This is a genomic window from uncultured Bifidobacterium sp. (assembly GCF_959020145.1).
In the GTDB taxonomy this organism is placed as follows: Bacteria; Actinomycetota; Actinomycetes; order Actinomycetales; family Bifidobacteriaceae; genus Bifidobacterium.
Map to the genome: position 1 here is coordinate 90,757 of NZ_CAUEQY010000001.1, position 24,559 is coordinate 115,315.

At 62.4% G+C, this 24,559-nt stretch carries 18 protein-coding genes; 1 reads left to right on the top strand and 17 read right to left on the bottom strand.

The annotated features are described in order from the left end of the window. Positions 1–21: 21 nt before the first annotated feature. The 9 genes from Q5H33_RS00470 to Q5H33_RS00510 all read right to left on the bottom strand — a co-directional run bounded on the left by Q5H33_RS00470 (position 22) and on the right by Q5H33_RS00510 (position 16,958). Positions 22–4,419: an InlB B-repeat-containing protein gene (locus tag Q5H33_RS00470; protein ID WP_302422457.1), complete on the bottom strand. Its 4,398-nt coding sequence runs from the start codon at positions 4,417–4,419 to the stop codon at positions 22–24. Between the two features lie 148 nt (positions 4,420–4,567). Beyond that, entirely contained in the window at positions 4,568–6,154 is a 1,587-nt protein-coding gene (locus Q5H33_RS00475) for a SpaA isopeptide-forming pilin-related protein (protein WP_302422459.1), read from the bottom strand. Positions 6,155–6,494: 340 nt separating this feature from the next. Beyond that, positions 6,495–11,870: an LPXTG cell wall anchor domain-containing protein gene (locus Q5H33_RS00480; RefSeq protein WP_302422461.1), complete on the bottom strand. Its 5,376-nt coding sequence runs from the start codon at positions 11,868–11,870 to the stop codon at positions 6,495–6,497. Positions 11,871–12,109: 239 nt separating this feature from the next. After that, complete coding sequence (locus tag Q5H33_RS00485) at positions 12,110–13,075, bottom strand: hypothetical protein (RefSeq protein ID WP_118331869.1); 966 nt, start codon at positions 13,073–13,075, stop codon at positions 12,110–12,112. Between the two features lie 75 nt (positions 13,076–13,150). After that, positions 13,151–13,474, bottom strand: coding sequence for a hypothetical protein (locus tag Q5H33_RS00490; protein WP_042990896.1), 324 nt, complete (start codon positions 13,472–13,474; stop codon positions 13,151–13,153). A 112-nt stretch (positions 13,475–13,586) separates the two neighbouring features. Further along, on the bottom strand, positions 13,587–14,624 hold the full coding sequence (locus tag Q5H33_RS00495; RefSeq protein WP_158001466.1) for a HipA domain-containing protein: 1,038 nt from the start codon (positions 14,622–14,624) through the stop codon (positions 13,587–13,589). A 70-nt stretch (positions 14,625–14,694) separates the two neighbouring features. Further along, positions 14,695–15,483 (bottom strand): hypothetical protein, encoded by a 789-nt coding sequence (locus Q5H33_RS00500; protein ID WP_118286444.1) that lies wholly within the window; start codon positions 15,481–15,483, stop codon positions 14,695–14,697. Between the two features lie 277 nt (positions 15,484–15,760). Beyond that, positions 15,761–16,549 (bottom strand): hypothetical protein, encoded by a 789-nt coding sequence (locus Q5H33_RS00505; RefSeq protein WP_302422470.1) that lies wholly within the window; start codon positions 16,547–16,549, stop codon positions 15,761–15,763. Between the two features lie 172 nt (positions 16,550–16,721). Further along, entirely contained in the window at positions 16,722–16,958 is a 237-nt protein-coding gene (locus Q5H33_RS00510; RefSeq protein ID WP_042990899.1) for a hypothetical protein, read from the bottom strand. Between the two features lie 242 nt (positions 16,959–17,200). Here Q5H33_RS00510 and Q5H33_RS00515 point away from each other — a divergent pair, with 242 nt between their 5' ends. Further along, positions 17,201–17,410, top strand: a complete 210-nt coding sequence (locus Q5H33_RS00515; RefSeq protein WP_118278527.1) for a hypothetical protein — start codon at positions 17,201–17,203, stop codon at positions 17,408–17,410. Between the two features lie 42 nt (positions 17,411–17,452). On the opposite strand, the gene Q5H33_RS00520 is transcribed toward Q5H33_RS00515, so the two are convergent. The 8 genes from Q5H33_RS00520 to Q5H33_RS00555 all read right to left on the bottom strand — a co-directional run bounded on the left by Q5H33_RS00520 (position 17,453) and on the right by Q5H33_RS00555 (position 24,551). Then, positions 17,453–18,007 carry a hypothetical protein gene (locus Q5H33_RS00520; RefSeq protein WP_046999611.1) on the bottom strand — a complete coding sequence of 185 codons (555 nt, stop codon included), beginning with the start codon at positions 18,005–18,007 and terminating at the stop codon, positions 17,453–17,455. After that, positions 17,997–18,794 (bottom strand): hypothetical protein, encoded by a 798-nt coding sequence (locus tag Q5H33_RS00525; RefSeq protein WP_118278526.1) that lies wholly within the window; start codon positions 18,792–18,794, stop codon positions 17,997–17,999. The genes Q5H33_RS00520 and Q5H33_RS00525 overlap by 11 nt, the downstream gene beginning before the upstream one ends. Positions 18,795–19,117: 323 nt before the next feature. Continuing rightward, entirely contained in the window at positions 19,118–19,441 is a 324-nt protein-coding gene (locus Q5H33_RS00530) for a hypothetical protein (protein WP_046999608.1), read from the bottom strand. Positions 19,442–19,515: 74 nt separating this feature from the next. Beyond that, a complete protein-coding gene (locus Q5H33_RS00535) occupies positions 19,516–19,938 on the bottom strand; it encodes a hypothetical protein (RefSeq protein WP_302422476.1) in 423 nt (140 codons plus the stop codon). Between the two features lie 283 nt (positions 19,939–20,221). Next, positions 20,222–21,688, bottom strand: coding sequence for an SCO6880 family protein (locus tag Q5H33_RS00540; protein WP_302422477.1), 1,467 nt, complete (start codon positions 21,686–21,688; stop codon positions 20,222–20,224). Between the two features lie 126 nt (positions 21,689–21,814). After that, positions 21,815–23,464: a type IV secretion system protein gene (locus Q5H33_RS00545; RefSeq protein ID WP_118331866.1), complete on the bottom strand. Its 1,650-nt coding sequence runs from the start codon at positions 23,462–23,464 to the stop codon at positions 21,815–21,817. A gap of 82 nt (positions 23,465–23,546) precedes the next feature. After that, positions 23,547–23,891, bottom strand: coding sequence for a hypothetical protein (locus tag Q5H33_RS00550; protein ID WP_033499511.1), 345 nt, complete (start codon positions 23,889–23,891; stop codon positions 23,547–23,549). Between the two features lie 69 nt (positions 23,892–23,960). Beyond that, entirely contained in the window at positions 23,961–24,551 is a 591-nt protein-coding gene (locus Q5H33_RS00555; protein WP_051923509.1) for a hypothetical protein, read from the bottom strand. Positions 24,552–24,559 lie beyond the last annotated feature (8 nt).

Genomic DNA, 24,559 nt, shown 5'->3' on the forward strand with positions numbered 1-24,559 from the left:
CCTTCCGTCACCGGGTTCCGGTCACTCGTCGTCCGGCATGCCGTGGCCGTTCATGCGTCTGGTGAGCATGACGGTCGAGCCGATGCCGAACATGAGCAGCAGGACGCCGCCCGCGATGGCGATCGGCAGGCCGATACCGCCCGTTTCGACGAAGTTCTCGTGAACCTCCTGCCATTGCGCGTACAGGGTGATGTCCTTGTCCTGCAATGCGACCTTGCTGCCGTCCTTATAGACGACGTCCGCCTTACCGGGTTTAGTGCCCCAACCCTTGAACACGTACTTGTCGCGTTTGAACGACTTGGACGTGTCACCGGGAATGGTCACATCCGAATACTGCCAGCCGGTCGTGTTCGGATGCGAACCGGTGCCGCCGTTCGCGTTGTAAACCACGTTGGCCTGCAACCGCTGCCAGTGCGCGTACACGGTCACGCTGCCCGTCAACGGCCTGGTCCAGTCGTACAGGCCCGCATTGTCCTGCGGTCCCGTGTACCAGCCGAGGAACCTGTAGCCGCGGATCTTCGTCGTGTCGCCCGCCCGCCAGCCGGAACCATCCGCCGCGGCCGTGTTGTAAGCCACGGATACGGACGCCGGGGTGGACGGCATCTGGCCCGACCAGGTGCTCGGCTTGTTCGTGTCGTAGGTGAGGACCGGGTTGCCGACCCACACCGCGTACACGGTCATGCCGCCCTCGACCATCGTGACCTGGGCCTGCGCCTGGGTCGCGTTCCGGTCCTGGTTCCAACCCAGCTGGGTGTGGCCCGGACGCGACAGCATGCTGGAATCCCAGCAGTCGTCGTCCTTCGCCATGGTCGCCAACGTGATCCTCTGGCCGGCCGGATAGTAGACCTGGCAGCCGGACACCACGTCCGTGCTCGTGTCGATGGTCTTGACGGTCACGCTGCCGTCCTCATGCGTGGTGGTCCGCTGCACGAGGTCGGACACCTTGCCGTCGGTCTCCGATTTCGCGGGCCGAATGGTGTCAGCGGCCGTGTCGGACGGGATGGAACCGGTGGCATCCTGCGCGTTCTTGTCGTAGGTGAGACGGTAGGCGATGGTCGAATCGACCGGCTGGAAGCCGGACCCGCGGGCCTGTCCCGAGGCGACCGACCAGCGGACGCGGAAGGACGAGCCGGTGAACGTGGCGCCGACGTAATGCTTCATTCCATGCGCGTCGGCATTGTTCTCGTTCTCATCCGTGGCGCCGGCCCAGCCGTTCGTGCCGAACCGGGCGAGATGCGCGTCGGAGCGCACGTACGCGCCATCGAAGCCGCTGACGAGTTCGACGCCCTCGTTGTATCCGCTGGTGCCGCCGTCAAGGTCGGTGAAACCGGTCACACCACGCAGTCCCTGCGGCGTGGAGCCGTCGTCCAGCAGGAAATCGACGGTCACATCCATATACGGGCGGGACGAGGGATGCTTGTCCCACTTGCCATACGATGCCACGAACTTACGTGTCGATGGGATATAAACCAGCGTGCCGAGGTTCTGGCCGTTCACGGTGATCCTGGCGTTGAGCCACCGTTGCGTGCCGGAGGAGTCGCGCCACTGTCCCACATGGTGCAGGATCAGGTTCGCGCCATTCCCGTTCGGCTGGTACATGGTGGCCAGAACACCGGCGTATGCCTGGTTCTCCTCGCACGGATCCCAGTTCGTTTTGACGGTGAAGCCGTTCACGTCGGTGATCTGGTCCGCGGTGAACCCATCGGTCGTGGAGAACTTGAAATCGCCGTACTGGGCCGGAGCGATGTCGCCCTTCTTCAAGTCATGCACCGTCAGACCGGAAGCGGTCCTGTCCGCCACGGTCCTCACGCTTCCGGTCGTCCTGGTCTTGGCCTGCTTGACGGTGTTCGCGGTCGTGTCGGACGGGACTTGGCCGTAGGCGTCGTTCGCGTTCTTGTCATAGGAGAGCTTGTAGGCGAGCTTGAACTGCACGTCGTCGATCAGATTGCCGGAGATGCCGTCGATGGAACCCAACGCCTTGAACGTGAACCTGCTGACGTTCTGACCGGCGGGAACCACGACCGAACCCTGGAACGTGTCCCACGAGCCGAGCCAGCCATCCGTGTTCGGAGCGTTCACCGTGGTGGACTTCTCACCCAGCCTGTTGCCCCGGTCGGACGCGATGCGGGTCATCTCCACCGGCTGCTCGTGGCCGGGCGCGCCGACGAGGATCTGGATCTTCTCATTGGAGTTGATGGTCCCGTTCCTGTGCGCGTACCGGAGCTTCACCGTGTACACGGTCGGATAATCGTGCGCGGTGTCGATGTCCTGATACAGGTACGTGCCCGCCTGCGAGGCGGTGATCTCCGCGTACATGTTGTCGTTCGCACGGGAGCGTTGGATCTCGACGATGCCGCCGCGCCCGTCGACCCTGGTGTCGGTCTGGTTGGATTTCCAGCCGAACTTGTTCGCGTCGAACCCGTTGAGGTGCACCCACTGCTTGGACGCCTCGCCCTTGCCGTTCAACGGTCCGCTGACCTCCACGTCGCCGTGGGCCGGGTCGATGTTGGCGAAATTGTATTTCGCGCTCATCTTCGACTGGGTGACGATGTTCCGCCAATCATGGTCGAAGTCGCTGTTGACGAGCTGCTTCGGCAGGCCGTTGGCGGCGTAGGTCGCCACATCGTCGGATGCGAGACGCACGCTGCCATTGGTCTTCGTCTTGGCCTGCTTGACGGTGTTCGCGGCCGTGTCCGACGGGACGGAACCGGATGCGTCACCGGAATTCTTATCGTAGGTCAGGCGGTATGCGCGGGAGAACTCGATGTCGTCCACGAGATTGCCGACGTTGTTGCCGGACAGGGTCGCATCCTCTTTGAATCCCTCAAGGCTCTTGAACATGAACACCGTGTTCTTCTGCCCCTCGGGCACCAGGTAGGTGCCCTCGTAGGTCTCCCATTGTGCGCCATGATCGCGGGGATCGGTGTTGGACACCTTCGTGGTGATGGTGGTGGACTTCCCGCCCACCTTGTCGCCATGGCCGTTAGAGGTGACGCGGGTCATCTCCACAGGCGTCGCATGGTCCGTGTCGGATCCCACGAGGACCTGCATCCTGTCGGCATGGGAGGATTGGCGGCTGGCGTGCTTGAGCCGGATCTTGTACAGCACGCCGCCGTTGCCGGTGGACACGTTCTGGTAGATGCTGGTGTTGTCCTGTTGGGCGACGATCTCCGCATACGTGTTCTTGGTGTTGCGGTCCTGCTGCAATTCGACCCTTGAACCGTTCTCGGTACTGGACCATGCGAACCTGGAAGAGTCGAAACCGGGGATCTGCCCGATCTTTCCGTACTTGGAAAGATCGGTGGCGGACATGTTGTACCAAAGCGTGCCGTCATCCGATTTGAGGAACGTGCGCAGATCGGCATCGCCGCCCTGCTCGTTCTTCTGAATGTCGGAGAACGAAGGGTAAGAGAAATCGCCATTAGCAAGGGAACCGGACCGGACGTTCTCGTCCGCGACGGTCTTCACGGTTCCATTGGTCTTCGATGCGGCGGGCTGGACGGTGTTCTCCTTGCCGCGCTGATTCGACGGGACCTCGCCGGCGGCATCCGAAGAGTTCTTGTCATAAGTCAACTTGTAGGAACGGGAGAATTCGATATCGTCAAGATCATTGCCGGAATACCATTCCGCGGACGCGACGGATTTGAAGGTGAAACGTACCGTGGTGACCCCGTCGGGCACGAGATACGTGCCGGAGTACGTATCCCACTTCTTGTTGTCCGCGCGGTCGGACGTGGTCGGGGTTGAGATGGTGGTCATCTTCTCGCCGACCTTGTTGCCGTTCTCGGACGCGATGCGGGTGGCCTCCTGCACGGTCTCCTTGTATGGTTCGCCGATCATGACCTGCATCTTGTCCACGTAGGCGCTGGTCGCGCTGGAATGCTTCAGACTCCATTTCATCATGGTGCCCGGCGTGACCTTCACATCCTGATAGATCGCGGTGCCCTGCTGGTCGGCGGTCAGTTCGGCGAACTGGTTGTGGTGGACGGAATCGTAATTGAGTTCCACATTGCCGGCCTCGCAGCTCATACCGCCGGAATAATGCGTGTCTCCCTGGGTGGAGCTCCAGGCGAAACTCGACCTGTTCCAATTGGGAATGGCCCTGCCTGTGGTGGACATGGCGCATCCCGAACCGTATTTGCCGGTACCGGGGTTGATGGTGGCGAGCCGCTTGCCCTTGTTGAATTTGTTCGAACTCGACCCCGCCAAGCCCGTCCACGACGGTACGGATGGATAGTCGAAGCTGCCGTTGACGATATGGTCCGGCAGGTTGTTCGTGTCATCGGCCGTGAGCTTCACGACGCTTTTCGTGGTCCCGGCCGCGCCGTTCGTGTCCACCGCGTTGGCGGTGCCGGCCAGGCCGGTGCCTAACGCCGCGGCCGCCGTGAGACCGGCGAGAAGTCTTGTAAGGAATCCCATTTTCCCTCATCCTTTGTGATTCATATGTGAGTTCCGTATTTTTTGGAAGAGGGCCGGGATCGTGCGGCTGACAGGAGAAAAGGCCGCACGATCCCGGCTCCTGGATCCCCGGACCTTCGCTTTCGAGGCCGGGGACGATTCGGAAAAATCAGGCGATGGCCGGACCGTCGTCCAGGTTCTCGTGGCGGACTCGGTAGGCGGCGAAGCCGGACGCGGTGGCCACGAGGATGATCGCGAACGCGCCGACCAGCATGACGGCCATGGTGGTCGCGCCGGTCTGCGGCAGCTGGGTGATGTTGTCGATGTTCTTCACCACGGCGGTCGGCGTGGTGGCCTTGCCGTCCGCGTTGGTGACCTTGCCGGTCAGTCCCGGCTGGTCCTTGCCGGTGATGGTCACGTGGCCGTCGTCGGTGATCTTGAGGGTGAAGCTCGGCTTGACGAAGCTGAAGTAGCCGGTCGGCACCTGCGTCTCCTTCACGGTGTACGTGCCGGCGCCCAGACGGGTGAAGTTGATGACGCCCTGCGCGTTCGTGGAGAATTCGGTCGCCTTGGACTCGTCCGTGCCGAACGTCCACTGGTTGGAGGCCGAATCCCACGTGTACCACTGGTTCAGGCTGTCGTTGTGGATTTTGAACTTCGCGCCCTGGATGACCTTGTTGCCGTCGGCCGCGCTGATCTTCTTCAGGTTCACGTCGTAGGTCGGGACCGGGGTCTCATCGGTGCCCGGGTTCGGGGTCGGCACGTCCGGCGGGACCACGTTGGGCAGCCAGTTCGAGGTGATCAGGATCTGGTTGATGGCCTTGTTGGCCTTGGACGCGTTGACAACCTTGCCCTGGTAGGTGACGGTCACCTGCTTGCCCTGGACGGTGTCCACGAGGCTCTGCAGGCTGGTGACCTTGAAGCCGGTGCCGTCGGAATTGCCGATCTTGTCCTTGCCGATGGTGCCGAACTGGTTGGTCACGTCCGTGCCGGACGACGTGGTCGCGTGGAAGGAGCCGTCGATGTAGGTGATGCCGGTCATGTGGTCCTCGAGGGTGATGGTGTCCACGGCCAGCTTGTTCGGCACGGTGAACGTGGCCTTGAAGTCACGGGTCTCGCCGTTGGTCGCGGCCGCGGAATCCTTCCACGTGCCGTCCACGCTCTTGATCTTCTTGTCGATCTTGGTGACGTTGGTCTTGATCTGGGTGGAACCGAGGGTCTGGCCGTTGCTCATCCTGACGCTGCCGCCGATCGTGGTGGACACGAGGATCGGGATTCCCTGGGCGTCGACGACGAGATAATAGCCCTCCGGCAGGGTCAGGTTCAGACTGCCCGTGGCGGAGGTCTGGTTGGTCTTCACGGCCGCCACCTTGCTGGACGCGGCGGTGGACTGCAGGGTGCCGGCGACCTTGCGCAGCGTGTCCGAATCGGTCTTCAACCGCAGGAGCTGTTCGGCGGCGTTACGGCCTTCGGACGTGTTGTAGGTCACGCCGTTCTTGTTCAACGCGGCCTTGACCCACGCGTCGGTCGTGGCGTCCGGGGATGAGGCGCTCACGCTCTTCACGTTCGCGCCGTCCTTGACGACGTCGTTGTATCCAGCGACCTTGTACACGGTGAAGCTGTGTCCGGCGAGGGTGCTGCCGTCGCCCGCGTTCAGGGTGAGCGTGCCGTCGGCCGCGAACGCCGAGCCCGGGACGCACAACGCGGCCAACGCGGCGGCGGTCGCGCAAGCGGCTGAGATCTTCTTCATATCCATACTGGATGTCTCCTTTGATAGGGATTCTTCTGTTTTCTGCACGGACGGCTCACGCTGCCGTGGAAGTCCGATATCGTCGGCGTCCGCTTTCGGATCGCCGGCCGGTTGTCGGATCTCTCAACCATTCCCACGTGCACATGGCCGTATGAGCGCAGATATTCGAACGGGTGGCACCCCAATAAGATGGATGGGGGCGTGGGCCGTTCTTTCGGACGAGCCACGCCGGCCTTGTACGGCATCCACGGTCCGGGAAAGGAAAAGGGCGGGATGTTGGAGAATCCTCCAACATCCCGCCCGTGGCGTCACTCATGCCGTATGGCGGATCCGAACGGTCATCGGATCATTTGGCGGCATGCACGCCGTGCTTGACGGTCGAGGTCCTGCGACGTGCGCCCAAGAGGGTCACGCCGACACCGCCGAAGGCGATGAGGGACAGCAGGACGCCGCCGATGGCCATGCCGGTCTTGGCGAGATCCTCGCGGTAGCCGCTCCAGTCGTCGGTGTTCGAGTCCACGGTGGTGTCCTCGCATAGGGTCCTGTCGCCGACCTTGACCTGCTTGAGGCCTGTCGTGTCGGACGCGTCGCCGTCGACCTTCGTGCCGGCGTCGGACTTCTCGTCGCCGGTCTGGTTGCCGTCGGTGGGCTGCTGGCCGCCGAACTGGTCGGTGACGGGGCATTCGACGAGCGGCGTGCCGGTGACCTTCACACGGTCGGTGTGCTTGCCGCCCTGCTCGACGCCCTTCAACGTGCCGGTGATGACGGTGGACTCGCCGGGCTTGAGCACGAGGGTATCCCAATCGTCCGGATACTTCAGGTCCGTGACGTCGCCTTCGCCGGCGATGGTCCTGTCGACCATCTTCAGGTCCTTGGCGAGATACCAGGCGCCCTCACCGGTCGAGGAGTCCGTCTTGGACGTGTTGGTGATCTTGAACGCGATCTGCTGGCTGTCTCCGGCCATCTTCAACGCGTCCTTCACGTCGTCGCGGTCGCCGGCCTGTTCGCCGGAGGCCACGTCGTACTTCTCGATGTGGATCGACGGGGTCATGTCCGGGGTGCGGGTCCACACGATGTTGGACTGGAACTCCTTGTCGTTGAAGATCTCGGTGAACTGGTTCTCGACGCGTTCGGACACCTTCAGGCGCTTGCACTGGATGTACGCGCGCCAGCCGTTCTCATGCGCGTTGTCCGCGGACACGAGGGCACGGTACGCTTCGGTCGCCTCGACGGTGACCACGCCGTTGGCGTCGGCCGTGGCGGTGAACAGTTCACCGCCGAGCTTCGAGCTGTCGAAGCCGTTGCCGGCGAGCTTGTCGCCCTTGGCGGCGAGCACCTTGCCGTCCCTGTACAGGTCGCGGGTCGCGTACACGGCCCACTGGCCCGTGTACTGGTCGAACTCGGTGTTCAGCGGATCCACGATCCTCCACTGGCTGACCTGCGGGTAGGCGCGGTCGGCCGGGATGACGGAGCTGTCGAGCTGGTAGAGGAAGGTGCGGTCCTTGTACACGCTTCTGCCGTCGATGCTTTCGCCGCCGACCTTGACGGTCACGTCCTTGGCCGGGTTGACGGGCTTGAGCGGGTTGGACACCTCGTTGGTCTCCACGGTCGTGTCGTTGGTGACCTGGATGGCCTTGTTCCTGACCGTGTACCCATCCTTGACCTTGACGACCTTGTACGGCATGACGACCTGGTAGGTCCGGCCGAGGAGGTTCTGGTCGATGGCCGGATCGTTGAGCGGATCATGCTTGCCGTTGGTCGAATACTTGGCGAGGTCCTTCGGCTGGGGGTCGCCCTTGACGGTGACGCCCTTCTTCGGGATCCACGTGTCCACGGTCTTCGCGTACACGTATGCGACGCCGTCCTTGACCTGGATGTTGAACTTTCCGGTCACGTCCTTGCCGGACCGGTCGAGCACTTCGATCTTGGTTTCGTCGATGGCGACGTACCCGTCATCGAAATCGTCGGTGATGCCGGCCTTCCACACGCGGTACGCGTTGTCGGTCTGCTTCAGGTCGAGGGTGACCAGATAGTTGCCGGTATCGCCCAGCAGCATGGTCTTCCCATCGATGCTGACGGTCGGATCGCCCTGCTCCTTGGACTGGTTGTCCTTCTTGGAAGGGTTGTGGACCGGCGGCAGGTTGTCGACGATGTTCGACGGGGTGATCATGTTGTTCAGCGTGAGCGCCCACTGGTTGGCCACTTTGCGGTCGACGGGAGCGTTCTTCGCGACGGTGCCTTCGAAACGGACCTGCACCTGCGGGTTCGTGCCGGCCTTCCAATGTTCGGCCACGTACTTGTTCGAGTATGTGATGGTGAACTTGTGCGCCGCGGTGTCCCATGCGACCGTGTAGTCGCCTTCGACGCCCATCTGCGGGTCGCTGGTGGTCAGCTGTCCGCCGGTGGCGAGGTCGGTGATCTCAAGGGTCTGCGGGTCGGGTTCGAGGTACTGGTCGTACACGTCGGTGTCCTGGATGGACACGATCCGGTATCCGAGGTCGGCGGGCAGTTTCGGCTGCGTGGTGAGACGGTATTCGACCTTCTGGCCCGGATACACGACCTTGTCGTCGGCGTCGTTGTTCGCGCCGCCCTGGCTGCCTTCGGCGATGACCTTCTTCTTGACCGGTGGGACGTAGCCGCAGATGTGCGGTTCGTTGGTCGGCTGGGACTCGTTGTTGACCTTCTCGGAACCCGAGTTGGTCAGCTTGGAGCCGTCGGGGTTCTCGCAGAACGTGAGCTCGTCGCCCGCGGCCTTCCTGAAGTCCTTGCGGACCTGGGCCGCGCCCTTGCCGTTGGCGAAGTTCACCACGCCAGGCAGGAGCAGGCTGATCTGCTTCGGATTCTTCAATCCGGCCTGCGCGGCACGGTACTCCGGCTTCGCGGTCGCGGTGACCTTGGTGCCCTGGACGGTGATGTCGAACTGGTCGGTCACGTCACGGCCCTTGTTCGCGATGTCCGCGACGGAGGATGCCGCGTCGGTCGTGGCGTCGGCCTCGTACACGCGGATCTTCGACTTGTCGGACGTGAGGTCCCAGATGTAGTCGGCCTTGGCGTAATCGTCGGTCAGCTTGATGTCGGTGACCTTGACGAGATCGGACGCGATGACGCCGTTGACCACGGACGCGACCTGGTCGCCGTCGAGGAACTTCTGGGTGTCCGCTCCGGTCTTGTTCGTCTCGTCCGGATCGACCACGGCCTGCCAGGTGCCGTCATCGCCGAGCTTGATCCAGCTCTTGTCCGGGTTCGGGCTCCACTCCCTGACGGGCGGCTCGTTGCCGGGCACGGTCTGCTGGTTCCATTTCTCCCAATCGCCGTTGGTGAGCTGGACCTTCTGGCCGGCCTTGAGCACGCCCTTGGCGAACGCGCCCTTGATGGTCATGCGCACCTTGCGGTCCGCCGCCTGGTTGTAGGTCGTGTCGAGCAGCGACTGTTTCGCGGTGATCCACACCCTGTCGTCCTGCTTGTGCACGTCGAACAGGCTGTTCGCGTCCTTGCCGTCGATGGTGACGGTCACCGACGCGGAATCCAGGTCGATGTTCCTCGCGCTCTTGGAGAAATCATCGCCCAATTCGTAGGAGCTCATCTTCCTGGCGAGGTTCTTCGGCAGCAGGCCGTTGACGGTCACGCCGAAATCATCCTGCTGGACGAACGTGTGCGTGTCCGCGTTGACCTTGTTGCTCCACGCCGTGTCCTCGGCCGTGGCGGCCTGGCCCTGGTCGGCGCTCCATACCTTGTCGGGCTTCGGATTGCGCACGTAGACCGGCGGCTCGTTGGTCGGCTGGGATTCGTTGTTCCACTTCTCGGAGGCCTTGTTGGTCAGCTTCCTCTGGTCGGCCGCGGCCTGCGCGTTCGGCGTCTGCTTCACGTATCCGCCGATGTACAGTTTGACCTTGCGGTCCTTGGTGCCGAACGCGGTCTTCGTGAGGAACGACTGCTTCGCGGTCGCGGTGGTCGTGTGCTTCGTGGTGTCGACCGTGATGTCGAACTGGTCGGTCACGTCCGCACCATCCACATACACCTTGACCTGGTCCTTGTGGTTCCAGTCGATCCACTGGGCCGAAGCGGTCCAATCATCGGTGATCGCGTAGGAGGTGAACGGGTTGAGCAGGTGCGCGGGGATACGGCCGTTGACCACGGCGCCGATTGCGTCGCCGGTCACGAACGTGCGGTTGTCGCTGCCCTTGTCGTTCGTATGCTGCGGATCCTCGGCCGTCAGGGCGCCGTTGGAGTCCAACACCCACACCTTGTCGGGCTTCGGAGTGACCTTGCCGACCTGTTCGCTGTTACCGGTCTGGCAGTGGCTCTTATCCGCATTGCCGTATTCGTCGCCGGTCCAGCAGGCCTGGCTGTCGTCCGGGATGGTGTAGTCCGTGCCGGTCGGGGTCGCGGACTGGGGCACGTTCAACGTGTATTGTCCGGAGACCGGGTTCGGCACGTGCGCCTTGACGACGCGTTTGCCCGCATGGGAATCGTCCACCGTGATGTCGGCCTTGACGGTGTTGCCGTCCTGGTCGGTCACGGTGATCTTCGAATAGTCGTCCTTGTCGGCGCCGCCGATCAGGACCTTCTGGCCGGTCACGTCGATCGTGTCGTACAGCCAGAAATGCTCGGACGCGTTCGACTGGGCGGTGATGTGCGCCGTATACAGGCTGCCGGACGCGATCTGCTGGGCCTCGGCGGTGACCTGCTGGCCCGCCATGTTGGTGAGCTTCTTCGACGGCGGGGTCGGAACGGGCTTCCAGGATTCCTTCGCGTCCTGCGCGCCCATATGGATGGCCGCGGCCTTCATGTGGCCCTGCTTGCCGACGGTCACATCATAGTAGTAGGAGCCGGCCGGCCAGACCTTCCAAGACTTGTCCACGTCCCTATAGCCGAACGAGACGCTTTTGGTCGTGTTGTTGTTCTGGGTGAACTGCTTGGACGCGGTACGGGTCGTGCCGTCCAGACCGGTCCAATGCAGCGTGACGGTGCCCGTCACGTCCTCGGAGATCGTGCTGCCGCCACGGCTGGTGGTGATCGCGTCGGAAACGTCATCGGTCGAACCGGCCTGGGTGAACAGGCCACCCGCCTGCGTGCTGACGGTCAGATCGTAGTCGACCGGCGGTTCGTCCTGGTCGAGGACGATGGCGACGACCGCGCGCGGGGCTTTGTTCATCTCACGGGTGGCGAGACTATTGATGGAAGTCTGTCCATCAGAGAAGAACGAACGGGTCGTGTAGTTGGCTCCCTGATACGAATAGGTGCCGTTCGGGATGCCGGAGGCGTTGTAGGCCGCCTTCCACTGGTCCGCGCTGAAGGAGCCGTTGGCGCCCGTGTACCAGTCGCCGTTCGCGCCGGGCGTGTGCACGAAGCCCACGGACACGAGGCGGCAGGTCGGATTCTGGTTGCCCGAAGCCTTCGAACGGGCCACGCATTCGGCGTTCGCGCCGTTCACGGCCTCGTCGATGGCGCTGTTGGACTCGCTGCCGTCCATCGACTTCACACCGACGGATCCCATGGCGGATTTCACATTCTCGCGGGTCGGGGAGCCGAAGGAGTCCTTGTACACCCATGTGATCTTGCCGGTGCCGCCGGCGGAGCCGTCGCCCGTGCCCGTGCCGTCACCGGAGCCGCCGCCACCGTCGGCGGCGAACGCGCCGACGACCGGGGACGCCAGCGTGGCCGCGGCGACCAGGCCGGCTATCGTGGCCTTGCCCCATTTCTTGTTCTTGTTGGAACCCAATGTTCCGTCTCCTTTCAGAGATTCTGCTTGCAGAACGTCCCGCCGTGCGGGCGGGACGGGACGGCGGGAACGCACGTTCCCTGCGCGGTTCCCCTCACGGGGACCGGCCCATCCAATCCGTTCCACGCGCGCACGCCTCGATAAGGGGCAATATTGGTTCGGGGTGGTATGCCGTGCGGACGAAAACGGCCCCGTCCATTGTTGGACGGGGCCTGCGGAAAGGACAAGGGGAAAATGAATCATCCAAGCGGACAGAATTTATCCGGCTGGCAATTGTATTGATCCCCAGTATTGTCTTCCCAGTCGTAGTGGATGCTTGGCGCGGGGGAGTTCCCGCTCGGGGAGCCGCCACCCTGGCCTTGCGATCCGCCTGAATACGATCCGCCGGAATAGGACCGTCCACCGGCGGAACCGGACCAGCCGCCGGACGAATACGAACCGTACGAGTACGAGCGTTGCGCCTGCTGTTGGGCCTGCTGTGCGGCGGCCGCCTGGGCTGCGGCCTCCTGTTCGGCCTGCGCCTTCGCTGCGGCCTCGGCGTCGGCCTGGTCCTTCGCCGTCTTCGAATCGTTCACGGCCTTGACGGCCTTGGCGATTGCGTCGGCGTCGCGCTTGGCGATGGCCTGCTTCAACGCGTCACGGGTCTTATCGTCCTGGACCTTGCCTTCCGTCGCCCTGTACAGTCCGTCCGCATCGTCCACCGTCTTGTCGAGCTTCGACGATTCGACCGCCCTGACCGCGGCCTGCAGCGTCTTCGCATCCGCCTTCACGCTCCTGGCCGTCTTGTCCGCCTTGGCGGTGGCCTCGTCCAGACCGGTCTTGTCGGACGCGTCGCACTTGACCATGGCGGGAGTCTCCGCCCCAACGGCCCGTTTGAGCGCGTCAAGGGTCTTCACGTCCTTCACGCCTGTCGCATCCGTCTTCAACGCGGCCGTCGTAGCATCCGCGCCGAGCAGCGCCTTATACGACTTCACCGTCTTACCCAGGTCCGTGACGGCCGACTGGCACGCCTGGCGCGCCACCGACACCCGATGGTTCTCGTACGCCCTGTATCCGCACACGCCACCCGCGACCAGCGCGACGGCCGCGACGGCGGCCACGCCGATGACGACCGGCCTGCGGTTCTTCCTTCCGGCCGAAACGGTCCCGTCCACGGGCGTGGACTGCGGGATGGTGTCCGGCGTCATGCTGTCTTTCTCGTCCATGACGACTCCTTCTCGACTACGTATGTGATTCATATTACCCACATAACCCCTTGTTGATATCGCACAGGGAAGAGGCTACAGGCTCCTGCCATGCGAGCGAACGAGCAGATACGTCCAGATGGCGAGATTCAGGATTTGGACCAGCAGGAGGATCACTTCCACGCCGGATGCCATGCCGGTCCATCCGTCCCGTGCATGCATGAGCCCGTGACCCAGTCCGTACGAGTAGGCGAACACGCCTATCCAGCCGGCCAGACGACAGTACAGGTCGGTACGACGTCGCGCTTCCGACCATTCACGGTCGGACCGTTTCGGAATCAGATATGGTCCGGTCAACCGCACGCATGCGATGAGGTTCAGAACGCATACGATGCTTTTCAACAGGTCCGCCCAGCTCATTGCCCGTCATCCTCTCCCAGTCCGGAACCTTCAGGCGACTTTTCAGGATACGCTTTCGATGGTCCGGTTGTCCGTTCCACGTTCCTTGACCATTGATATCGAGACGGACGCGTCACATTCCCGGACCGTCGAAACACGTCGGAACAGAAGATGAGGGTAAGACGGAGGGATCGGGATCAGGAAGAGGCTCGGGGACGGATGCTTCCGGACTGGACGGGACACCCACAGTTGGATGCAGGTCGCGCCATGCCTCCATGAACGCGTGCTCGTACCGATAGTCGCAGACCCTGCGATGGTATTCGTGGAAACCATCAGGCACGACGGTGAGACCATGCGACATGGACGGTATGGAGCCAAGCAGATCATGGAAGGAACGTGGATCGTATCTTTCCATGAAGCGATCCAACGCCTTGGTGCATTCCTCGTCCTGTCCTGATGCGAGGTATTTCAATGGGGCGATGGGTTTTCCCCTATCCGTCACGTAGCAGGAGCGGACGTCCAACGCGTCTTGGCGAATGAGATCCGGGTTGGCGAGACGGCGTTCGATTCCCGAGTCGGTTCTTTTGTTGTTGAACGAGTTGCCATTGTCGTAGACCGGCGCGAGGGAGAACTCCCCGCGTGGATTCCTGAGCACGCCCCAATTCGTGTTGTTCCGGTCTATGTTGCGGATGAACGCGTCCACCACGAACATGTCCCAGAACCGGTCGGACACTCCATCGATCGAGCGAAGAACCGGGATGCGGTGAATCGCCGACCGTACGTCGGCGAGCACCACTCCGGAACCGGTGGACGCGTCCTCAGTGAATCCTGGCTCGTCATCGGAAAGCGAGTTCTTCAGATCATGGAAATTGACAAGTCTGGAATCCGGGAAGGTGAAGTCCCTGCAGGCGCAGACGATACGCCCATCACGGATTCCCAGCACCGTTTCATGAACCGGTATGCCAAGAGCGGCATACACGTGGGATCCCAGCCATTCGGACACCGGCGCGGTCGTATACGAAGGAACGCTGCCCTGAAGGTTCCTGGTCGTTCCGGGGAATTTCACCAACCAGTCGCCGGCCCTCCAGACGAGTCCGATCTTCCGTCCGGCGTTCCCGCCGTAGAACTGTCCGGAAGTCTCGCATGATTCAAAATCTTGGATGTCGATCATGATGCCCATTCTAATGGAGCCGCCCCATGACCGGCATATCCGCCCGCATTGGCCAGCCACGTCCCTTGTCTCATAGTCCGGCGTTTTCTCGTACCTGATTCATCAGGTCCTCCAACGTGTCCGCCAAGGCCGACACGCGTCGATGGTCCGCATCGTCGGCCCCGTCGAACGGTTCCGCCTGTTCGACCGTGTCCGCGAGCCTGGACCGCAGGTACGGGACGGACAGTTCCATGCCGGCCGTCCGGTCGAGCAGGTCCCTCGCGGCACGCAGGTCGCTGGATAGTCGCGTCATGTCGTCACGCCGTGACTTCTCGGATCGGGTCTTGTCGTACTCCTTCCGGAACGCGGCCACCCGTTTGGACTGTTCCACGTATGCGGACGCCTGTTTCCTCGCCTTCGCCGTGTTCGATTCGAGTTGCCTGTTCCTCAGAGTCGCGTCGCATTGGATGGATGGCGCGCGTCGTATGGTCCGTAACGATTCGTATCGTCCGGCCCTTTTCCCGTCCAGAACGGACCCGTCGATGTTGAGGTCCACGGCCACGAGTCCTTCCAACCGTTCACGATTCCGGTTCATGGACGCCACCGCGTCCGAACATTCCGAGACGAGCTGGTCGTGGCGCACGCTCAACCGTGATTCCGTGATGACCATGCCGATGCCCGCGACCGCGATGACGAGCGTGCATGCGGTGAGGACGGCCACGCCCTTCCTTGACATGCGCGACGGGTTGGCGTGAGGCGTCTCACTGCCGTCATCCCAGCCGATATCGTCCGGGTCGTCGTCGCGTGGCGTGGAGAACGGATTCCAATCCGGGTCCACGCCATGCGACCGTATGCCGTCGTAACCGTCGTCGTCAATCATGGGAAACCTCCTGAAGAAAAATGAGAAGGCCGCCCGCCGGACCTCCCGTCGAGAAGATAGACAAAAAGAAACGGGACAGAAAACGGTCCGGCGGACGGCTCCCGTCGAATGTCGGATGGGAAGGGGTAGAACCCATCCGGACGGGATCGCTCACCAGCCTTGAAGCGTAGGCCGGACGGGAACGCCGGACGCTCCCTCAAGGGGAGGAAGGAGAAGCCCGGACGTTTCCGTCAACCATCCCACATGACGGCCGACCGATAACAGCCGATACGGGTTTCTAATCCAACACGTCGGCGGCCATGTCCAACAACGTTCGGTTCCTATGTGAATCATCCTTCGCCATGAGACTGTCCAGGAAACCGGTATCCAAGACCAGTTTCAGATCAGGTTCGAACCGGACGTCACCCAAGCATACGGACAGCCGATAGGTTTCCACGCAATGCTCGCCGCGCATGACAGGACTCTGATCGTGGATAAGGAAAGACAAATCGACGAAACCATGGCCCTCCGCTCTATCGACACGGACATAACCATCCATCCTGGTCGGAGTGAAACGAATGCTTTTGATCTGTAGCTTTTTCAGATAACAGTGCAATGGGCCATCTACCAGCAAGTACCGTCCCACCAGGTTCTGGGCGGGCGCGGCGTAGAAAAGCATGAACGACTGGTTGAAATAGGAGGCGCGATAATACTGCCATCCCTCATCGGCACGCCACATGGACAGCAGTTCCCGAGCGTATCCACGTCCCACATGCAGGCCCGTGGTCTTCTCCCAGATGTAAACATACCGGTCGAATTGGTCGCGCATCAGAGCGTACAGTTCCCGTCCGGCCTTATCCGTCGGAGTCCGGCGCGTGTTACCGGGATCCGAATGGTTCCTGGACAGCGGACAGAACATGTACGCGGTCTCGTCATAGTCCGCGACTCCAGGAACCGACGCCGAGTAATGCCGGCCGTACGGATTGGCCGACCGGCTTCCGTCAGTCCTTTTGAACAGGTTGCAGATCAGGATCGGATTGCCGCACGCCGGACATACCGCGAAATACGAGGGATGTCCGCCCCGCATCTGCACGAACGGTGCTTTCCGGTTCGTTTCCCGCCGATAATTTTCTTCCGTCAACGGCACAACGCGTCCTCTTCGACCTGTTCTGAAAACATCCATGGCGAACCTCCACTAACCGGAACCGATATCGGTTCCAATCGTAGGACGATTCGCCTATCATCGGTCAGGACCAAACTCACTGGTACCTCCTGCTGACTTTTATCCACCATTCCGTCGAGAGGGGTGGCACCGCGCCCTCATGTTCGGCGAACGCGAGCATGGAAAGCACCGTGGTCAGTCCCATGCCGAACTCACGGCCACCCTGCCGCAGAAGGAACACGTAATCCTCCGTGCAGTCGTCGCAATCCATATGGTCGATGATCGCCTTGCGCGCCAGACGCGCACGCTCCACCTTGTCGATATCCTCCGCCACGCTTCAGCTCCTTACTATCATTCACTATGCTTTCTCACATGCGTCACTGAAGAGCCGCCGCGATAAGGATACGGGTCCCGAAACAAGCCCATCCATTAGGACCTGCAATGATTAATGCCATGCCGGCGCATGGAACGACAAGCTGATAGAAGTGCTCGCCCGGCCGCAGGGACGTGACATGCTCGTGTTCCACATCGAGCATCTGGCCGACATACCTGCTGGATGAAATGGAGACAACGGAAATGACCGATATCTATGAACGACTGGCGGACGAGAACGAGCCCGCTCCCGCGACAGCTCCGGCCGCGCAGCTCACGGGCGATCAGGCCTCCAATCTGATGGCCTCGCTCACGGTCGAGGACTCCGACGCCACCACGATCCTCGCCGCCCTGGCTGGACCCATTCAGGCCGCCCACGCGCACCACGAAGAACACCGTCTACAAGCCATGTGACGGAACCGTTCACTTTCCATTCCCGTTTCACTTTTCAGGTCATCAGATGAACACGCCTGGCATTCCCGCGCATCCATCAATCTCGACCAGCGGAGACAAGGCCCGTTTGATTCCGTTCACTTTCAATGTGAGGTCCGGTTGTCCCATGGCCGGCCATTCCGCCATCAGACTGCCGTGAGGCCGTTCCGGTGTGAGCATGACTTTAAGTTGCGTGTCGAATATGAGACTCCTGTGGATGATCCGGATCGGATCATCAGCATATGGGAGGTCCACCGTCACGGTCCATGTCAATCCAGTGATTCCATTGAGCCGGTCGAGAGGGGCCACCAAAGGAAGACCGCAACGGGAGACCTTGCGGCCGGCCGTGCGCACCGGACAGTGGATATACCGGTTCGTGTACGGTCGACCGACCTTCCACGTCCCCACGGGAAACGCGTCTTCGCCGGAACGCACCGACAGATCCATGCCGACCCGCGCCCCAGGCTCGAAACAGGGATACATGAGATTCAATACCAGTATCCCGCCACCAGCCCCGACCGGCTGCAGACGCTCGACCTCATCCAGAACGCGGGCGTAATAGGAATGCTCAGTGTCCATGGCGTTCCTCCTCGCATCCGTCCGGCCCATACAGCCAGACACGATGATTCCGCACGCGGAGTACGCCGTTGTTCCTACGCCGTCCGGTGTCGTAGCGGCAGGAGTACAGTCCGTCGAACGGCGGGACCCCTCCGGCCGCGGCGCCGAACCAGTCGACCTCCAGATTCGATACGCCGTAATGGCTCTCCACCATGGACGTCAACGAGGCCGACGCGGTCTTGGGCTTATCCATCATCCAACCGAGCCTTCGCAGCAGGGCGGGCAGTGAATCGTGCAGGACGACGACGATGAACATGACCAGAAGCAGCCAGAAGCATCCATTGGCTGGATTCAATAACGACGGCTGCGGGTCCGTGGAGAAGTCGAATAGCGCCAGCGGGTTCGGCAGCATGCCCATGACGACCAGCGAGAACCATACGACGGGGAGAAGGATCGGGATGACCTTCGTCAGCAGGCATACAAGCCCGCGCCCCATCACGGTTTTGAAGAACCATGGGCGCCGGTCCGGGATCGATTTCGGCGCGCGGGCCTTCCTTCTTTCGTCGAGGTCGAATCCGCCTGCATTGTCGACGGCCTGTTCCACAGCCTCGCTCTTCTCTACTGACCGCTGGGATGCCTCTGGACCGGAAGGCAGGGTATCGACCTCGGACTTCGCTTTCCGCGCTTTGGCTAGCCATGCCTCTATGAGGCTCGCCACAATGACGAAAAGCACAATAGTGCAAAGCGCCAGGATCATCATGGGTTTGGCATCCGAAATGGTTGATACGATCGAATCCTCAAGATTCATGTTTTTTACTTTCCTTCCCGACTGTGTCCTTTTTCGACGAATCCACATGACTGGTATCCGTTATCGCGGAACGCGGGTGACGGGGAAGCGTGGTAGATAAGCCGTCCAAGCCCGATTCAAGGTCATTCCTCGAATCGGAAGACGGGCCATGTCACTGCGCATGGAATGCCTGGCATCCACGTCCTGTCGGAGGTGGGGGTTCGGCGCCTTGAGGTTCCCAGAGCTCAGGTAGAGAAGCCCGAGAACGGCCGAGAGCGAGAACAATGCGACCGCGGGCATCAGGCCCCGGTCCTCCAATATTGCGAACAATCCGTCGATCGATGTCATCGACGGCCTCCCACCATTATGACGATTGCGCCCATGAGCCACAGTGCGAAGATGTAGACAAGCATCCGGCCGTCGCCATCGAGCCCCGCCCACATGGCCTCCAGTAGGTGTTCCAGGTCGGTGGCGCGTGCGAGCATCCACGATCTTGATTCGGGGATGCCGCAGAGAAGCCCCCATGCGATCATGAGCACACCGACCGCAATGGACGCCGGACGTTTCCCGGCCAGCTTTCCCACGATCAGGAAGATTCCCGCCATCACGAACAGCAGTCCCATGCAGAGAATGATGAAGTTCAACGTCTCCACGGTCATATCCTTCATTTCATTCGTCCTCCGCACATATCCGTCCCATCAGCAGGATCGAGAGCCTCAGCAGTTCCCTCTGCCTTCCCATGTCAGAACCTCCTCCTGATCGGCTTCTTCCAGATCTCCTTGTATTCCGCCTCGCCCAGGAGCCGGTAGCTGAAGTCGGACCGGTGTGAGCCGCCTGTTATCTCATAGACGCGCAGCCCGCCCTCCCCGTCGGCCTCCACCGCGCCGGGAACGATGTCGCCGTTGGCGCGCTCGAACCTGCATAGGTTCAGATCCCCGTTGTCCCAATAGCCGGGTGCCGAATAAACCCCCATTCCGGTGACGTTGCGGACTGCAATGTTCAGCATCGTCGCCTTGCGGGCGTCATTCGCCTGCTCGACGTAATAGCCCTTCCTCATGCGTCGGAAGACCAGACATATGATCATCAAGAACACCGCAAGCACATCCAGTAGTACCAGCGGTCGGAATGCCGGATTCGACAGCAGCTCATTCACCAATGTGTTCATTTTTCTTTTCTCCGTTCCCCGCAGCCCCCGGCCGCGGTCCTTCAGCTAGTTCACGGGCCGGCGGGCCGTTATCGCCGGGCGCGGGCCGGCGGCGGACGCGGCCAGCGGACGGTCCAGTCCCCGTCCGACGCCCTTCCGGGAATGGGACGCCGCGCCGGCGGGACGCGCCCTGGATGCGGGGTGCGCGCATCCGACGGGACGGGCGTCATGGACAGGAAGGCCAGCAGGTCTAGCGGACGCAGAAGCGCCCGCATCCATCGATCGTCCATGTCAACCGTCCCGATCAGATGCCGAGGGGAAGGATGGTCGTCAACGCGGCACGCTGCTGGCCCTTCATCGGGTTGAGTTTCATATGCCAGTTCTTGGCCTTGTTCTGCATGTCGCGGTCGAACACGTCGAGTTCCGGCAGACTGGACGCGAACAGGGTGACGTATCCCTGGTGGTCGGTGTCCGGCCAGTTGGCCTCCTGCTCCAGTTCACGCAGCCGCTGCTCCTTCTCCTCACGGCGTTCGTCGCGGCTTTTCTCACGCTGGTCCTGGAGTTTGGCGCGTTGGCGCATACTGCTCTTGCGGTTGCGCAGTTCCGCTTCGGACTGTTCCATCGTCAAAGGCCGCCAGATATGGCAGAACGCCATCATGCGCCGGTCGGTGACCAGGTCGCGTATCCATCCGGCCTGCACGTCGAAGTCGGGCCACTGGTAGATCCAGTAGGTGCGCGCCACGCACGAGTCCAACGTGATGTAGTCGTGTTCCTTGGCTTCCTCGCACCAGGTCACGGTCGGATCGTCCCTGTTGACCGGTGGACGGTCGTTCGCATGCTCCGGGTCCGCGATGGTGCGGATCAGATACCGCAGGTCGTCCACTGAACACCAGTGGATGGTGTTCCGGCGGGCGCCGCAGTCCAGCAGGGACGGGGCGACGGTCATGCGGATCAGGTCGCCCATGGCGATGCCGACCGCGGCCCGTTCCGTCCGGTCCTTCCTCACGACGTGCGGCAGACGGTCCGCGTTCACGCTCACGCTCACGTAGTTCGAGTTCTGCAATGGGGTGAGGATGTCCGGAAGATGCCACAGGTTCGCCAGATCCTCACGCGCCCACTGCGGCGTCCGATCGTCCTTGAGGTATTCGGGTTCCGGGGGAGTGTGGCCGGGAAGCACGAAGCTTGTCTCCTTCAATTCGACGAAACCGTCCGTTTCGGACAGTTCCTTGAGCATCGTGTTCAACGCCATCGCACGGCCGGCCTTCTGCCGGTCGGAGGAAAGAACCCATTCCTCCACGTTCGCGGTCAATACGGCAGTGGCCTGCCGTTTGTCCGGATCCCACAGGTAGCAGGCTCCCTGGAACGGGGTGCCCACGACCTCCACGCCGTCGCCTTCGATGGTCTGGGCACGGTCCTCGACGTGCCCGTACAATCCCAGTACGCCCAACGGGCGGCCGGACGCGAGCGGCGAGTACGCCCAACGGTTCGTGCCGTCCTTCAGCCGGCCACGCCAATGCGTCCAGATCCATGTCCATGACACGAGGCTCAATCCCTGGATTCGTGGGATGCCGTAGGCGAGGACGAGCGCGCCCAATATCATGATCGGCACGTTCAAGCCCATGGCCGCTCCGGCCACGAGGATGGCGAGGCCGATGACGCAGACGATCAGCTGGGCCTTGTCGAGGCCGAGGACCACGCGTGTGGCGGACAGTCGGCTGAACGACGCGGCGGGGACCCTGCTCCGGCCGGCATTGGATTCGTTATCGGACATGGAAACCTCCATCGGATTATCGGTTGTCGGAAAAACAATGGAGGGAACCCGCCTGGGGTCGGGCCCAGGATGGCGGGTTCCCTCCGGTATTACGGCCACACGGCCGCGTGTCGATAACGGATGGCGTCAGCCGACGGTCGGACCGGACGGGGAGCCGTTGACGCCCTGGTACGGGTTCGAACCGCCGGACGAGCCGCCCATGCCGCCGGAGCCTCCCTGGCCACCGGTGCCACCGGTGCCACCGGTACCGCCTTGGCCTCCTTGTCCGCCGTCCGAGCCCTGGCCGCCCTGGCCACCGTCCGCACCCTGGCCTCCCTGGCCTCCTTCGGCGTACGCGCTACCGCCCTGGCCACCGGCCGGTCCAGGAGCGCCTGGAACGCCGGGTGCTCCCGGCGCGCTTGGCGTGTTGGGAACGGAAACGTCCGGCGTGGGTTGCGGTGCGGGAGGGACGGAGGATAGGCCGGAACCGGTCTCGTTCCCATCCGTTTTCGCCGCGGCGTCCATGACCTGGCTCGAACCGGAACGGTCCATTCCATCCGTCGCCGATGGTGGGAGCGGAGGCGCGTCGTTTGGACGGGAAGCGGCGTCCATGACCTGGCTCGAACCGGAATGGTCCGCGCCGTCCGGCTGGACGTCCGGCGTGGACTGGGTTTTCCGCGCGTCATCGCCAACACCGCCGTTCGACGTGTAGTCGCCGTCCGCGCCGCCGGCCTGCCCGTCCTTGGGCAGCAGGTCCTTGATGCCGGAGGCGAGGCCCGGAAGGGAACGGCCCAATTCGCCCGGATTGCCTTGGGACGCGGAAAGCACGGACGCGGCTCCCGAGTTCAACGCCTTGCCGAGACCGCTCGTGTTGCCCGTGGTCGCGGCCTGCACGACACCGGCCGTGACCTGGGCCGCGGCCTTGATGGCGCTTGGACCGATCTTGCCGCCACGCTCCTGCATGTCGGCGGTAACGTTCTCGCCGATGAAGCTCACGGCAGGCATGATGAGCTTCGGACTGAAGCACGCCAGGATGATCGTGGCGATGCCCATCAGCGCGGGGAAGAACGATTCCGCGTAGTTCGGATTGTTCTTCGACACGAAGCAGATGCCGGAACCCACCATGATGACCAGGGCGCTCAACGGTGCGGACAGGAGCACGCCGACCACGGCCTGCGCCCATTTCGCCGCGGCGGGACGCGTGACCTTCCAACCGGTCATCATGACCGGCAGCGGCGCCACGCAGGCCAGCAGGATCAGGCTGATGTCGCGTGCGGCGAGCATGCCCGCCAGGGCGAGGACCGCGAGGAAAAGCACGAAGTCCACGACGCAGCGGATGATCAGATCGTATCCGCCGGTGGTCTTGACGATCGTGCCGATGAGGTTCGACACGATGCTGTCGCCGAACGGGTCGGATGTGCCGGCACCGTTCAACGGGACGGTGAGGATCTTGTGCGTGATCTGTCCGACGATGCCGTCCATGGTGATCATCACGCTGATGCACACCGCGGTCAACGGCCATGCGAGCACGGCCATCGCGAAGCTTTTGATCACGTCGGCGACGCTGCCTTTGGCCGCGGCCTGCAAGGCGCCGATGACGCATAACGCCATGTTCACGAATCCCATGATCCAGCCGATACGGTTCGCCGCGGTGATGGCGACGTTCCATTCGTCGTTGGACATGCTGCCCACCAGGCCGCTGAAGGCGCCCGTCAACAGTTGGGAGCACAGGTTGTCCAACGGTTTGAACAGCCAGTCGATAAGGTTCGCGAAGACGGTCTGGATGATGAGTGACATCTGGCCTCCTTCAAAAAAGGAAATGCCGTGGACGGGACTGGCCCGGCCACGGCGTGAATAGGGGTGTGTCAGGCGGGAGCCGTCAGAACAGCGCCTGCGTCGCGAAGAACTTCACGATCGCCATGGCGCTGCCCAGGATCATCGTCGCCAGGGCACACCAGATGAACACCGTGCCGGAATACTGCTGCATCGGACCGGAATGGATCACACGGCCGGCGATCCAGGCGATCGCCGCGCAGATCCACGCTCCGACGGCGATGTACAGGCTCAACGCCCACAGGCCGCCGACCATGTCGGACACCAACTGCATGAACGGGAAGAACGTGAAGTTCGGACTCACCTTCAGGTTCGAGATGTCACCGTTGTTCAGGCCGGTGGCGACGGACACGATTGTTGCCGCGGCGGGCGCCGCGAGATTGTGTAACATGATGCACACTCCTTTCAGAAGATTCCACGCGGCCGGACGGCCCGGCCACGCCGATAATCGGCAGGGGGATTATTTGCTTCCGGTCAACCATTTCCATAGGCCGGTCGCGCCGTCCTTGATGCCCTGGCCGGCCTTCTGGAAGATGTTGCCCTTGCCGTCACCGCCGGAGACCCAGTTCCAACCCTTCAAAGCGTCGTCGACGGCGCCTTTCACGGTGGTCTTGACCGTGTCGGAGATACCGGACACGATGTCGTCGCCCAACTGTTTGACCAGTCCGGTCAGACTGTCGTCGCCCTTGCCTCGACCGTCCTTCAGGTTGGTTTTCCCACTGCCGGACGCCTGCGTGTAGGAACGGTTCACGCCCAACCCGTTGGAGCCGAACACGTTGCAGCTCCAACCCCATCCGCTCACGGCGGCTCCGATCACGAACGGGACGAGCATGGCGGCGAGCAGGCGTTTCCAACTGAACGCGCGTTCCATCTGGTTGTTGGACACCAGTCCCGGGATGAGGCTGACGCAGCCGATGATGATCACGCCCACGCACAATACGAGCGCGACGGCGATCACGCCGCCGGCCATGTCTCGGACGCCGGACACATCCCAGGCCGGGTCGGGTTTCAAACCCTTCAACGCGTTGTCCGCGAGGTTCAATGCTTCCATTTCTGTTT